Origin of the sequence: Hydrogenivirga caldilitoris (assembly GCF_003664005.1) — a bacterium.
In the GTDB taxonomy this organism is placed as follows: domain Bacteria; phylum Aquificota; class Aquificia; order Aquificales; family Aquificaceae; genus Hydrogenivirga; species Hydrogenivirga caldilitoris.
Genome location: NZ_RCCJ01000001.1, coordinates 1,279,275 through 1,292,431, shown reverse-complemented (window position 1 = coordinate 1,292,431; position 13,157 = coordinate 1,279,275). Strand labels below are relative to the sequence as shown.

The window sequence follows — 13,157 nt, the reverse complement described above, 5'->3', positions numbered from 1 at the left end:
AGAAAGACTAAAGGTTTAAAATATCTTTCAGAAAAGAGGAGGTGTGAAGGATGGCGGAGAAGGTTCTTGGTATAGACCTTGGGACAACGAACTCTGTAGTTGCGGTGATAATAGGGGATGAACCCCAAGTTATACAGAATCAGGAGGGAGCAAGATTAACACCCTCTGTAGTTTCGTGGACGAAGGATAAGGAGATTTTAGTTGGAGAACCGGCAAAGAGGAGAGCCGTCTTGGACCCTGAGAACACCATATACGAGTCCAAGAGGTTTATAGGTAGGAAGTACGAAGAGGTAAAGGAGGAAGCCAAAAGGGTCTCTTACAAGGTTGTCGCGGACGATAAAGGAGACGCTGCCTTTGACGTTCCTAACGCTGGAAAGCTGGTAAGACCTGAAGAGGTTGGAGCTCATGTTTTAAGGAAGCTAAAGGAGGCAGCCGAAGCTTACCTCGGAGAGAAGATTACAAAGGCTGTAATAACTGTGCCTGCCTACTTTAATGAAAGGCAAAGGCAAGCAACGAAGGATGCAGGCAGGATAGCGGGACTGGAAGTCCTCAGAATTCTTAACGAACCTACGGCTGCGGCTCTTGCGTATGGTCTGGATAAGAAGAACGACGTCAAGATACTGGTTTATGACTTCGGAGGTGGAACCTTTGATGTTTCAATCCTTGAAGGGGGAGACGGTGTTATAGAGGTTAAGGCTACGAGTGGAGATACCCATCTGGGTGGAGCAAACATAGATGAGAGAATAATGGAGTGGCTCATAGGAGAATTCAAGAAGGAGACGGGTATAGACCTCAAGGGAGATAAAACCGCCCTTCAGAGACTCAAAGAGGCGGCAGAGCAGGCTAAGAAGGAGCTTTCCTTCAAACTTGAGACGGAGATAAACCTTCCTTTCATAACCATAGACCCAAATAGCAACCAGCCTCTTCACCTTCAGAAGAAGCTGACCAGAGCAAGGCTTGAGGAGATGATTAAAGACCTCATAGATAGGACCATGGATATAGTCAAGAAAGCTCTTGAGGATGCCAAGTTAAAACCCCAGGATATAGATGACGTGGTTCTCGTTGGAGGTTCTACAAGGATACCTCTTGTACAGCAAAGGATTAAAGAATTCTTCGGTAAGGAGCCCCATAAGGGGGTTAACCCCGATGAGGTTGTTGCGGTTGGAGCTGCTATACAGGCTGGTGTCCTTTCGGGAGAGGTTAAGGAGATACTCCTCGTTGACGTTACTCCCTTATCGCTGGGTGTTGAAACATACGGAGGTGTGATGACGACGCTTATTCCGAGAAACACTCCTATACCCTATAAAAAGTGTGAGGTGTTCACAACGGCAGCAGACTTCCAGACTGAGGTTGAGATTCACGTCCTGCAGGGTGAGAGACCCCTGGCAAAGGACAACAAGTCTTTAGGAAAGTTCTTCCTTACAGGGATAGCTCCAGCACCTAGGGGTGTCCCCAAGATAGAGGTATGTTTTGATATAGACGCAGACGGCATCCTCCACGTTACAGCCAAGGACCTGGGTACGGGTAAGGAACAGTCTATAAAGATTCAGCCCTCTTCTGGGCTCACTCAGGAGGAGATAGAGAAAATGGTTAAAGAGGCGGAGGCTCACGCAGAGGAGGACAGGAAGAAGAAAGAGCTCATAGAAACCAAGAACCAGCTTGACCAGCTGGTTTACAACCTTGAGAAGATAGTGAACGAGAACAAGGACAAGCTTCCAGAAGATACAGTGAAGGAAGCCCAGGAAGTTGTGGAGGAAGCTAAGAAGGTCATGCAGGAAGCCCAATCGGTAGAGGAGATTAAGACTGTTATGGACAAAGTTCTGAACGTTTCCTCTAAGGTCGGTTCCAGTATATATGAAGGTGCTGGCAAACAGGCAGGGGAAGGGGATAAGAAGGAAGGCGGAGATGACGTTGTAGATGCCAAGCCCGTTGATTAAGTCCTTCCATCCTGCCTCCCCTTCCTTTTATAATCTCTTTTTATGAAGAGGGCTATTTTTACAGAGGGCGCCCCTGCACCCGTTGGTCCTTACTCCCAAGCTATTGAAGTTAATGGGACCCTTTACGTCTCTGGACAGATAGGTATAGACCCTGGGACTAATCGGCTGAGGGAAAGCTTTGAGGGGCAGGCTGAGCAAGTTCTTAAGAATGTGGAAGCCGTATTACAGGAGGCAGGCTACTCAAAGGGAGACATAGTTAAGGTGGTTATATACCTGACAGATATAACGAAGTTCAAAGAGTTTAACTCCCTTTATGAGAGCTTCTTTCAAGGGATAGAACCAAAGCCTGCTCGTGTTACCGTTGGGGTAAAAGAACTCCCCTTGGGTGCTCAAATAGAAGTAGAGGTTACCGCTGTAAAGGTTTAAATTTATTAAGTATGCTTTCTCTTAACATAAAACCTCCCCACGACCCGGCTGCTGAGAGGTCGGTTCTCGGCACGATGCTCGCCGACCCGGACAATATACCCGTTGTCCTTGAGTATCTCACCGAGGAAGACTTTTACATAGAGGAGCATAAACTCCTGTTCAATATAATAGTCAAACTCTGGCAGGAGCACGGAAATAACTGGGACGAGGTAATTCTCGGGGACTATATCAGGAAGGAAGGTCTTGAGGAGAGACTGCCCTTTGAGTGGATACTCGGCATATACGAAGAGGCTGCGCCTATAAATACTTTGGAAACAGCGTGCAGAATAGTTAAGGAGAAGGCAGGTCTCAGGTCTGTTCTTGAGCTTTCGGTGAACCTGATAAAGGATGTCAAAGAGCTTCAGGATTTCAACACGATAATAGAGGTCGCCCAATCAAAGATATTTGAGATATCAGAAAAGACGACGGTTACCCATTACCACCATATTAAGGATGTTGCCCGAGAGGTGATAGAGATAATAGACAAGTTCCGTAAAACAGAGAGGCTCGTTACCGGACTCTCAACCGGGTTCACCGAACTTGATATGATGACCACGGGTTTTCACCCTTCAGACCTTATAGTCCTTGCCGCCCGTCCGGGTATGGGTAAAACCTCCTTTATGCTCACACTGGTAAGTCACGCTGCCTTCGTGGAAGAGAAACCCGTTGCTATATTCTCCCTTGAGATGAGCAAGGAACAGCTCGTTATGAGGCTGCTTTCAGGTATGGCTGAGGTTCCCCTTCAGAAGCTGAGGTCTGGATTTATTACCGATGATGAAAGGGAAAAGCTCCTCTCTGCGGCTTTGGAGCTTTCAAAGGCAGAGATATATATAGATGATACCCCAGCTTTAACTACCACCGAGCTTAGAGTAAAGTCAAGGAAGCTTAAGAAAGAAAAAGGGATTGAGTTCATAGCTGTTGACTATCTTCAAATGCTTCGCTCACCCGTTAGGAAATCCTCCCGTCAGGAGGAGGTTGCAGAGATATCAAGAAATCTCAAAGCCCTTGCGAAGGAACTCTCAATTCCGGTGCTGGCTCTTGCCCAGCTCTCAAGGCAGGTAGAGCACAGGAGTGACAGGCGTCCACAGTTGGCAGACCTGAGGGAGTCAGGACAGATAGAGCAGGATGCAGACCTGATAATATTCCTTCACAGACCGGAGTATTACAAGAAGAATCCTTCCCCAGAGGAAAAGGGTATAGCAGAGGTTATAGTTGCAAAACAGAGACAGGGTCCAACAGGCATAATAAAGGTTGCGTTCATAAAAGACTTCGCTAAGTTTGCCTCCCTTACCACACCTGTTGGAGAGGCGGAAGAGGAAATATTTGAAGAGGAAGAGAGCTTCTCCGATGAGGACTACGACCTTGATTTTTGAAGAACCGAAGGATAAAATTAAAGTTCTGCATCCGGGGTAGCTCAGTCGGCAGAGCGGGTGGCTGTTAACCACCTGGTCGGGGGTTCGAATCCCTCCCCCGGAGCCATTTTGATAGCTGTTTCAAACTCCTTCAGAGTCTCCTTCCGACTTACCCGCACAGAGGAACTTGACCTTTTGCTTTTCTTTTGCTATATATCAATTATCGTATGAAGGAGTTAACCTTATGATAAAAGGTCTCTCTGAAATAATGACCCTTAAGGAGACCGCAAAATATTTAAAAACTACAAGGGAAGGAAAAATCCCTGCTGTGAAAATTGAATCTGGAAAGGATAACAAGGTTATAATCCGTGTTCCTTATGATCAGGAATTGATAAGGAAAATAAAGACAGTTTCTGGAAGGAAATGGAATCCACAAGGAAAATATTGGGAAGTTCCTTACAGTGATGGTTTAATAGCAAAACTTCAAAATCTTTTTGGTGAAAATCTTTTTATTGACCCTTACTTTTATCTTATCCCATTGCAAAGGGAACTTTCAATAAGGAAATATTCCAGAAAAACAATTAAATCTTATGTGCGGTACAATCGAGATTTTCTCCTATTTGCAGGGAAGAAATCAGAGGAGATCAAAAATGAAGATATTAAAAAGTATCTTTATTATATGGTAGAGAAAAAGAGAGTAGCTACTTCTACTTTGAACATTATTATAAATGCACTGAAATTTTATTATGGAGAAGTTTTAGGAAAGGAGTTTATCTATGAAGTAAAGCGTCCTAAAAAGGATAAAAAATTACCTGTAGTTTTGAGCAAAGAAGAGGTTCATAAAATTTTGAATGCACCTTCCAACATTAAACATAAGGTAATATTGATGGTAGTATATTCAGCAGGTTTAAGAGTTGGAGAGGTGGTAAAACTCAAGCCCGAGGATATTGATTCAGAGAGAGGACTAATTCATATCAAAGGCAGCAAAGGGCGTAAGGACAGATATACAATTCTCTCTCAAACTGCTTTGAAGATTTTAAGAGAGTATTATAAGGAATACAAGCCTTCAAAATGGTTATTTGAAGGTGCAAGGAAAGGCGGGCACATTTCAACAAGGACCGTTCAGGCAATCTTCAAACAGGCATGCAGGAAGGCAGGAATAAAAAAGGATGTAACAGTTCATTCATTAAGACATAGTTTTGCTACCCATCTTCTTGAAAGTGGGATTGATTTAAGATACATTCAGGAAATACTCGGACATAAAAGTAGTAAAACAACGGAGATTTATACACATGTTAGTAAAGCAAGCATAGCAAGTATAAAAAGCCCTATTGACACAATTTTTAAGGAGAGGAAACCATGATTGCACCCAGAGGGATGTATATCCGCAATATTGCGTATATACCACCAAATCATCAGGATATCCGCAATGCGGATATGATTGAGTTAGGCGACATATGGAGGACGAGGTTCTACCATGGTACTGAGTTTTATTGAGAATTTGCCGTCTGAATTGCGGAATCAGATAATTTCGGAATACAAGTCAAGGGAAAGAGAATTAGAGTACCTATTAAAAAGGAAACCAGATAAATACCAATGGCTTGAAGATGAAGATGTCGAAGTAGTCAAATACTTACTTTCTTTAGGTATATTTTATAGAAGAGTGATTGATCCAATTTCTGGAAGTGTTGAATTTACAAATCGTGTGAACCGATTAGGTGTCCCAAATGTGAAAGTAGGTTCTATTAAATTAACACCAGAGAATTTAATAGAGCTTTCCAGTGCTGTTCAAGAATTCGAGAGGATTTTAAATAGATTTGGTTTTAATGCTAGATTTTTCGATTTTGATAGGATAGAAGAGTTTTTGCAAAATATAAAGGAACTTAAAGAGAGAGACAAATATGAATCATAAAAGTCCCTTCAAGGATAAGAGACTATTAATATGGGGAATTAATAATTTTCTAGAAAAATATGGCAGCACTTTAATTCAACATACCTCAAAAATCTCCACATATTTCGAAATTTCATGTTACAACTATATCATCAAATACTATGAAAATTCGGGATTCACTGTCCAAGTAAAAAATTTGGATGAAAAGACTCGAAGTTTCAAATATAAATTGGGACCTTTAGGATACCCACATAATTTTTCTTATTTTATCGTTTCAAAAACTTACCTCTACCGAAAAAATCCAAAAACTTTTCAGTATGAGATCCGCCACAATATTCCAGTACAATCGAAACATGATAGTAATATTTTTATCACCCCAGATATCGTGATATGTGAAAATAACATTGCTTCCAAAAGAGATTGGCGATATTACCGAGGTATGCGAAAACTCTACTTCATTCCAAATGAGTCTCTGATTTCCTTTGCAGAAGCAAAACATTATAACCCCTCTCCCGAGATGATTATTAATTTTATCGGGATCGTAAATGAATTAATGCCTTCTCTTCTTAAGAAGAAGAACAAATCTAATCGACCCGCTCATATAGCACCTTCATTGATAGTTTCGGGAAAAGGTGGTTATCATACCGATCTCATCAAGAGAAGTCTTCAAAATAGGTATAGTGTAAATATATTTTTGGGAGTATTTTCATCCTCTGCTCAAATATACTCAAAATATAGAAGAAGTGAGGTAATTACGATTTGAAAAGCACACACGTCGCCTAACAGAACGAATCTAGCTTCGCGCCTTCGACGCTCCGCCCAAATTCCGCTTCAGCGGAACTTTAGATACGCTCGGAACGTTGTCCAACAAGGCTGTATTAGATAAAATACCTGTCCATAGGCAGGAACTGGAGAGAGTATAACGAGGAGCCTGTTAAGAGAGGAGAGATTCTAATTGACTCCTCCAATTTCAGCCCAAGGGAGGAAAAAGCAAAGAAGCGGGAAAGACCATATACATATCCATGGCAGCTTATCTGGGTTCTGCTATTCATAAAGTTTGCCCTCAGACTTCCCTACAGGCAAACTGAAGGACTTACAAGAGAGTTATTCGGTTCCTTGGGACTAAAGGTGCCTAACTTTAGAACACTCCACTATAGGTTCACAACCTCTAACTTCAACCTATCTGACTTTCCTGATCCTGAAGAACTACCTGACGACTTTGTAATCATTCTTGACTCTACGGGAGTGAAGGTAACAAATAGAGGGGAGTGGCTAAGGAAGAAGCATGGGAAGAAGACAAGGAAAGGGTGGATAAAGCTACACGTAGCCTTAGACCTGAAGAGGAAGAAGGTGGTGGCTATGAAAGTAACAGATGAGAGAGTTCATGATTCCCAGAAGGCTAAAGAGCTTATAGAGAAGTCAAAGAAGAAGGCAGAGGGAAAAGGGAAGAGGGTTAGCAAGGTTATAGCGGATGCGGGATATGATACTCATGAGTTCTTCAGGTATTTAGGAGAGGAAGGTATAGAGCCTGCAGTACTTGTGAGAAAGGGGGCTAAGATAAAAGGAAATCCCGTGAGGGACAGGGTGATAAGGCAGATAAGGAAGGGGAAGAAGAAATGGAAGGAGGCGGTGGGATATGGCAAGAGGTGGCTTATTGAGAGCTTCTTTTCAACCTTCAAGCGATGGTTTGGAGAGTATGTAGTGAGCAAGAGGTTTGATAACATGAGGAAGGAGCTTGTGTTTATGGTTGGGATAATGAACACGCTGATGATGGCTCAGGTGGTATGAGAGATGGGTGTGGTGGAGTTGATGAGGACGGGAGAATACTCAGGTCAGGGAGACCCTAACAGATTTCTTGGACAGAGCAGTAAGACCTGCTCAAATTTTGAAAGAGCCGTCATCAATTAAACTACCTCTAAGACCCTCTCGGGCAAAACTTCCCCTACGATCCAGAGGTTAACGTTGAGTTCCTTAGCTTTGTTCTGTAAATAACCTTCTTTTCCTCTATCAACCGTGAAAAGAAGCCCTCCAGAGGTCACGGGATCACATAGAAGAATAAGCTTCCAGAGATCCAGATCGCTTCTTAAGTTCTCCTTAACGAATTTCAGGTTGTCCATCGCTCCTTTGGGATAGATCTTCTTCTTAACTAGATGGGCAGAGAGCTCATAAACAGGAACCTTCTCAAAGTAAATCCTCATACCGACCTCTGAACTCTTACATACGTTCCATGCATGCCCGAGAAGCCCGAAACCGGTAACGTCAGTGCAGGAGGTAGCTCCGAGGGAGAGCATCAGGGTCCTCGCCTTATCGTTGAGGGTGAGCATGTTCTCAATGGCATTGCTTATGTCCTTCTCCCTAAGAAGCCCTTCCTTAACTCCCTTTACGAGTATCCCTGTCCCTATCGGTTTGGTCAGGATGAGGAGCTGTCCCGGTTTTGCTCCGCCCTGGGTTATGTATCTACCTTCGGGACACACGCCTGCAACGGCGAGACCGAACTTAGGCTCCTTGTCGTCTATCGTGTGCCCCCCGAGGAGGACCGTCTTTGCCTCTCTTAGCTTGTCCACCGCCCCCCTCATAACTTCCTTAAAAGTGCTCACCTCCAGGTCACAGTTGTTAAAACCCACTATGGCAAGGGCGTTTAAGGGAACTCCTCCCATAGCGTAAACGTCGCTCAGGGAGTTGGCAGAGCTTATCGCGCCCCACAGGTAGGGGTCGTTGAGTATAGGGGTTATGAAGTCAACGGTGTGAACCCAAACCACACCTCCATACTCATAGACTCCCGCATCGTCTCCCACAGTAACGAGCGTATGCTCGTCCGTGTAAACGTTGAGCCCTTCCAGTATCTCCTGCAGGTCCCCCGGACCCAGCTTGGCAGCTCAACCAGAGGAGCGAACGAGCTTGAGAAGTTCTGCCATGCCTAAAAGTTTAAAGCCTGTGAAAGCTGGTTTTCTTTAGAGTTTTTAGAAGCTTACAAGCCTTCCCCTTTGATAAAATCAAAAATCTATGAGCCGCTCTTTAGCTCTCGTTGTTGTCCTGTCCTCTTTCTTCCTGATATTCGGAAGCTGGACCCTCTCTGTAACCTCACCCGATGAAGGCAAGAACCTTGACACAGCCCTCAGAATGCTTGAGAATAGGGACTTTATAATTCCCAAGTACAACTGTAATTACAGGTTTGAAAAACCTCCTCTATTTTACTGGCTTACTGATGTGTCTTTTTCTCTCTTCGGCGTGAACGAGTTTAGCGGGAGGCTTGTCTCTGGTCTTTCGGCAGTGGGGGTAGATGTGTTCACTTACCTCATGGCTTTGGAAAGCTTCGGACCAGAGGGGGCTCTCTTCTCTGCGCTTGTGTTTGATACACTGGTTCACAACTGGGTGGAGGCAAGGGCTGCGACTCCTGAAATTCTCCTTACTTTCTTTATGACACTCGGTTTATATCTGTTTCTTAAAGGTAGATTCAGGGCTGGCTGGGTAGCCCTGGCTTTTGCTTTTCTGGCAAAGGGTCCGGTTGGTGTTATCCTTCCGGTGGGCGTTTACCTCCTGTGGAGGAGAGACCTAAGGTTAATTAACTTTAGTGGCATAGTTCTCTTCTTTCTCATAGGCTCCTCCTGGTATCTTGTAATGCTCTGGAAGTTCGGTTTTGCTTACTTTTACAAGTTCTTCCTGTATGAAAACATAATGCGCTACACGGGACACAAGAGTATCCACCCCTATCCCTTCTGGTATTACGTCCCTGTGGTGGTGGCGAGTTCCCTCTTTTACCTTCCGAAGTTCCCTTCACTTATAAGGGGCTGGGACAGAAGGCTCAACCCTTACCTCCTCTGGTTTGTATTCGTTTTCCTCTTTTACAGCCTCGCAAAGAACAAGCTCCATCACTACGTCCTTTTCTTGTATCCACCCCTTGCGATAATGCTGAGCAGATACGTAGGCAGGAGATATATCACCGCTGTTCTTATCGTCTCTGTCCTGACCCTTACCGGTTTGGTCCTTTACACCCATGAGGTTGAGCAGGGGCGTTTCGTGCCCAAAGCTGCTGAGGTTCTGAAATCCTACGTAGGAAAGGTTTATTTCTATAAGACGGAGAACTCAGCCCTCGTTTTCTACACGAGGAAGTTTATAGAGAAAGTCTCCTCACTGCGAGAGATTGAAAAGCCAGCCCTTGTTGTGGTGGAGGAGAGGGACCTAAAGGACTTTCCCGGGGCAATGGTTCTCCTCAAGGGCAACGAGTTCGGTAAGAAGCTGCTCCTTATAGAAGTGAGGTGAAGGCTCTCAGTATATCCGTGAGCTCTGTGTCCGATACCGTTCTCATGTCAAGGAGAAGAACGTCTCTCTTTATCCTGCCCACTACTGGAGGCTCACACAGGCGCAGTCTCCTTGCAAGCTCCTCCGGGTTCATACCTTTCTGTTTCACAGCTACGCAGTAAGTTGGTAGTTCCACCTCCGGTATAGACCCACCTCCGGGTTTTGCCATATCCTTCAAAACTTCAGTTTCAAACACTTCAAGTTTCCTAAGCATGCGTGCGAGCTTTCTTGCTCTCCCTCTTAACTCCTTCTCTGTCTGAGAAAGCATTCTTATAACGGGGATTTCCCTGTATCTCCCCTCAAGGTACAGTCTTAGGCTCTTTTCAAGGACTGCCAGGGTCAGCTTGTCAATCCTGAGAGCGCGTGCCATAGGATTTCTCTTGACCTTCTCCAACAGCTCTCTCCTACCAAGTATTATCCCAGCCTGGGGACCCCCAAGCAGCTTATCCCCACTTCCAGAGACCACGTCAATTCCCTTTCTTAAGCATTCACCAAAGCTCGGCTCTTGGGAGTTTATCCCCATCTCCCTTATGTTTATTAGCAAACCGCTGCCGGCATCGTAATAAGTGGGAACGCCGTATTTCTTGCCGAGCTGGGATAACTCTTCAAGGTTTACCTCTTGAACGAAACCTTCCATATAGAAGTTGCTTCTATGAACTTTCATAAGCAGGGCAGTGTTCTCACTTATAGCCTCTTCGTAATCTCTTGTCTTTGTTTTGTTGGTGGTTCCCACTTCCCTTAACACCGCACCGGAAGCCTTCATTATGTCCGGTATCCTGAAGCTCCCACCTATCTCCACCAGCTCTCCTCTGGACACAACAACCTCTTTTCCTGCTGCGAGGGTGTTCAACACGAGGTAGACTGCCCCCGCGTTGTTATTCACCACCAAAGCGGCTTCAGCACCGGTAAGCTCACAGAGTATTCCCTCTACGTGAGAGTTTCTTGAGCCCCTCTCACCCTTCTTCAAGTCATACTCAAGGTTTGAGTAGCCTTCTCCTATCTCCTTTACAAACTCAAGGGCTTCCCTGTGTAGAGGTGCCCTCCCCAGGTTGGTGTTAATCACTATTCCTGTTGCGTTTACGACCTTTCTGAGGTTCGTTGATAGAAGGGCTCTTATTCTCTTTTCCACATCTCCAAGTAGAGTATCTGTTCTGTCCCTCAGCCCGTTCCTTATCTCCCTTCTGTACTCCTGGGTGACCTCACGTGCGGCTCTCTTTATGACTTCCTCCGGGTAAACCCCCTTGAACCTTTCAATTATCTTTGCCACCTGAGGTATTTCCCTTAGAAGCTTATCCATAACTACTATAATCTTAATTAATGTGGGGTGTTCTGTGGCTCCTCTTCGTATGTACGGTTTTTTCCTGCGCACCAAAGGGTGGTAGTGAAAGTAACTTTGATATAGGTGTTCGTGGTAAGGTAGAGTTAAAGTACGGGAAATGAAGTTTGTTCTGTTCGCAACGGCAGGTCATGTTGACCATGGAAAGACAACCCTTGTAAAGGCTCTAACGGGGATTGATACCGACAGGCTCCCGGAAGAGAAGAAGAGAGGGCTTACAATAGACCTTGGTTTTGCCTACCTTGACTTTCCTCAGGACGATCTAAGGCTTGAACTTATTGATGTCCCTGGACATGAAAGATTCATAAAGAATGCTATAGCAGGACTATCTTCAGTCTCTGGAGTTCTACTTGTAGTGGATGCGGGGGAAGGTGTAATGCCCCAAACCTTAGAACACTTTATGGTTGCAAAGGCTCTCGGTGTCAGGCACGGTGTAGCTGTTCTGACCAAGATAGATAGAATTGAGGAGGAACTGCTTGAGCTGGCTGAGGAGGAACTCAAGGAGTTCTTGAAGAGAGAAGGGGTTGACATTCCTGTCGTCAAGGTTTCGGCTCTGACAGGAGAGGGTATTGACGCCCTCAAAAACGCTCTGAGAGAGGAGGCTCTTGCAAGCCTTGAGAGTAAGGAAACCATCCCCCTTAGGATACTTGTTGATTCTGCTTTCTTGGTAAAGGGATACGGAACTGTTTTGAGGGGTAGCTGTGTTGAAGGTAAGGTTAAAGAGGGTGAAAGGGTTGTGGTGGAACCTCTGGGTATGAGTTCAAAGGTTAGGAAAATTCAGAACCATGGGCGGTTCGTGAAGGAAGCCCAGGCAGGAGAGAGGGTGGCTTTAAACCTGCCCGACATTGAACACGACAAGGTTGAAAGAGGCTCTTGGGTTCTCAAACCCGATTCCTACGTGAAAACGAGGAAGCTCGTAGTGTCTTCGGGTACCAGTCTAAAGAGCGGTCGCGTATACACCTTGTTCTTTGGAATGAAAGAGGTTAAGGGGCGTTTCTCCAGCGTGGGCAATGAAACCTATGTGCTGAGGCTTGAAGATGAGGTTGTGGCTCGTAGGGGAGATAGGTTTGTCATTTTGGATTCTTCCGGAAAACTTGAGGGAGGTGCAGAGGTTTTACACCCCCTACCCAGAATTCTGAAGAAGGGTTTCCTGAGAGAGAATCTTAAACTCCTTATAAATGGTTATGAGGAGTATCTTGTCTTGGAGCTCGGTCCTGAGGGTCTATCAGGGGAGTTCTTCAGGAGGTTGACAGGGAGGGCGCCAAACACCGGTATTCTGGACAAGGTATCTGTGAAGCTGGGAGAGCGTTTCTACTCCAAGGAGTTTCTGGGTAATCTGAAAAGTAAAGTGGATAGCTTTATCCGTGCAAAGATAAAAGGAGGAGTATTCGGTGTTCAGAAAGCTGAATTGATAGAGCGCTTCGGCTTAAATGATGTCCTTTTGGAATACCTTCTGGCTCAGGCGGGAGTCCTCAGGGTTATAGGGGAGTATGTGATAGATGAGAGAGCCTCAGACCTTAAAGAGAATCCAGACTTTTTAAAGCTTATGGAGCTACTTGGAGAAGGTATAAAGGAGGAGAGGGAGCTTTTAAACTCTGGAGTTCCAAAGGAGATACTCAGCCTTTCAATAAAGAGAAGATACGCCCACAGACTGGGGGAGTTTCTCATAGTCTCTGATGACCTTCTTAAGAACTACGAGAGGAAACTCAGAACTCTGGGTGACAGGTTTTCTGTTCAGGAGGCAAAGGAGGTCCTCGGACTGACAAGAAAGTACCTTATTCCCCTCTTAGAGTACTTTGATAACCTTGGTATCACGAGAAGGGTTGGAAACGAGAGGTTATGGGTACTGCCTGCCCGCTTATGATCTGGAGCCTAAA

Annotated in this window: 12 protein-coding genes and 1 tRNA gene; 11 read left to right on the top strand and 2 right to left on the bottom strand. The window is 45.0% G+C overall.

All coding sequences use genetic code 11. From position 1 onward, the window contains the following. Positions 1–50: 50 nt before the first annotated feature. The 8 genes from dnaK (at position 51) to BCF55_RS06995 (ending at position 7,433) form a co-directional block, all read left to right on the top strand. Positions 51–1,937, top strand: coding sequence for a molecular chaperone DnaK (gene dnaK / locus BCF55_RS07030; RefSeq protein WP_121011999.1), 1,887 nt, complete (start codon positions 51–53; stop codon positions 1,935–1,937). Positions 1,938–1,979: 42 nt separating this feature from the next. After that, positions 1,980–2,363 carry a RidA family protein gene (locus BCF55_RS07025; protein ID WP_121011996.1) on the top strand — a complete coding sequence of 128 codons (384 nt, stop codon included), beginning with the start codon at positions 1,980–1,982 and terminating at the stop codon, positions 2,361–2,363. A gap of 11 nt (positions 2,364–2,374) precedes the next feature. After that, the gene (dnaB, locus tag BCF55_RS07020; protein ID WP_121011993.1) at positions 2,375–3,775 is read left to right on the top strand and encodes a replicative DNA helicase; all 1,401 of its coding nucleotides are present in this window, start codon (positions 2,375–2,377) and stop codon (positions 3,773–3,775) included. A gap of 30 nt (positions 3,776–3,805) precedes the next feature. After that, positions 3,806–3,881 (top strand) — tRNA-Asn (locus BCF55_RS07015). A gap of 117 nt (positions 3,882–3,998) precedes the next feature. After that, positions 3,999–5,117 carry a site-specific tyrosine recombinase/integron integrase gene (xerA, locus tag BCF55_RS07010; protein ID WP_211322886.1) on the top strand — a complete coding sequence of 373 codons (1,119 nt, stop codon included), beginning with the start codon at positions 3,999–4,001 and terminating at the stop codon, positions 5,115–5,117. A 114-nt stretch (positions 5,118–5,231) separates the two neighbouring features. Beyond that, the gene (locus BCF55_RS07005) at positions 5,232–5,666 is read left to right on the top strand and encodes a hypothetical protein (RefSeq protein ID WP_121011990.1); all 435 of its coding nucleotides are present in this window, start codon (positions 5,232–5,234) and stop codon (positions 5,664–5,666) included. Continuing rightward, positions 5,656–6,408: a hypothetical protein gene (locus BCF55_RS07000; RefSeq protein ID WP_121011987.1), complete on the top strand. Its 753-nt coding sequence runs from the start codon at positions 5,656–5,658 to the stop codon at positions 6,406–6,408. Before BCF55_RS07005 ends, BCF55_RS07000 begins: the two co-directional genes overlap by 11 nt. Positions 6,409–6,527: 119 nt before the next feature. Further along, positions 6,528–7,433: an IS5 family transposase gene (locus tag BCF55_RS06995; protein WP_425480289.1), complete on the top strand. Its 906-nt coding sequence runs from the start codon at positions 6,528–6,530 to the stop codon at positions 7,431–7,433. Between the two features lie 116 nt (positions 7,434–7,549). On the opposite strand, the gene selD is transcribed toward BCF55_RS06995, so the two are convergent. Further along, on the bottom strand, positions 7,550–8,512 hold the full coding sequence (gene selD / locus BCF55_RS06990; protein ID WP_121011981.1) for a selenide, water dikinase SelD: 963 nt from the start codon (positions 8,510–8,512) through the stop codon (positions 7,550–7,552). Positions 8,513–8,648: 136 nt separating this feature from the next. On the opposite strand from selD, the gene BCF55_RS06985 reads away from it, so the two are divergent. Then, positions 8,649–9,905, top strand: a complete 1,257-nt coding sequence (locus BCF55_RS06985) for an ArnT family glycosyltransferase (RefSeq protein ID WP_121011978.1) — start codon at positions 8,649–8,651, stop codon at positions 9,903–9,905. Here the strand turns inward: BCF55_RS06985 and selA are convergent. Then, positions 9,889–11,241: an L-seryl-tRNA(Sec) selenium transferase gene (selA, locus tag BCF55_RS06980; RefSeq protein WP_121011975.1), complete on the bottom strand. Its 1,353-nt coding sequence runs from the start codon at positions 11,239–11,241 to the stop codon at positions 9,889–9,891. The genes BCF55_RS06985 and selA overlap by 17 nt on opposite strands. A gap of 20 nt (positions 11,242–11,261) precedes the next feature. On the opposite strand from selA, the gene BCF55_RS09840 reads away from it, so the two are divergent. Both BCF55_RS09840 and selB read left to right on the top strand, forming a co-directional pair. Further along, positions 11,262–11,384: a hypothetical protein gene (locus BCF55_RS09840; protein WP_274542107.1), complete on the top strand. Its 123-nt coding sequence runs from the start codon at positions 11,262–11,264 to the stop codon at positions 11,382–11,384. Then, on the top strand, positions 11,381–13,144 hold the full coding sequence (gene selB, locus BCF55_RS06975) for a selenocysteine-specific translation elongation factor (RefSeq protein ID WP_121011972.1): 1,764 nt from the start codon (positions 11,381–11,383) through the stop codon (positions 13,142–13,144). Before BCF55_RS09840 ends, selB begins: the two co-directional genes overlap by 4 nt. The last annotated feature ends 13 nt before the right edge of the window (positions 13,145–13,157 follow it).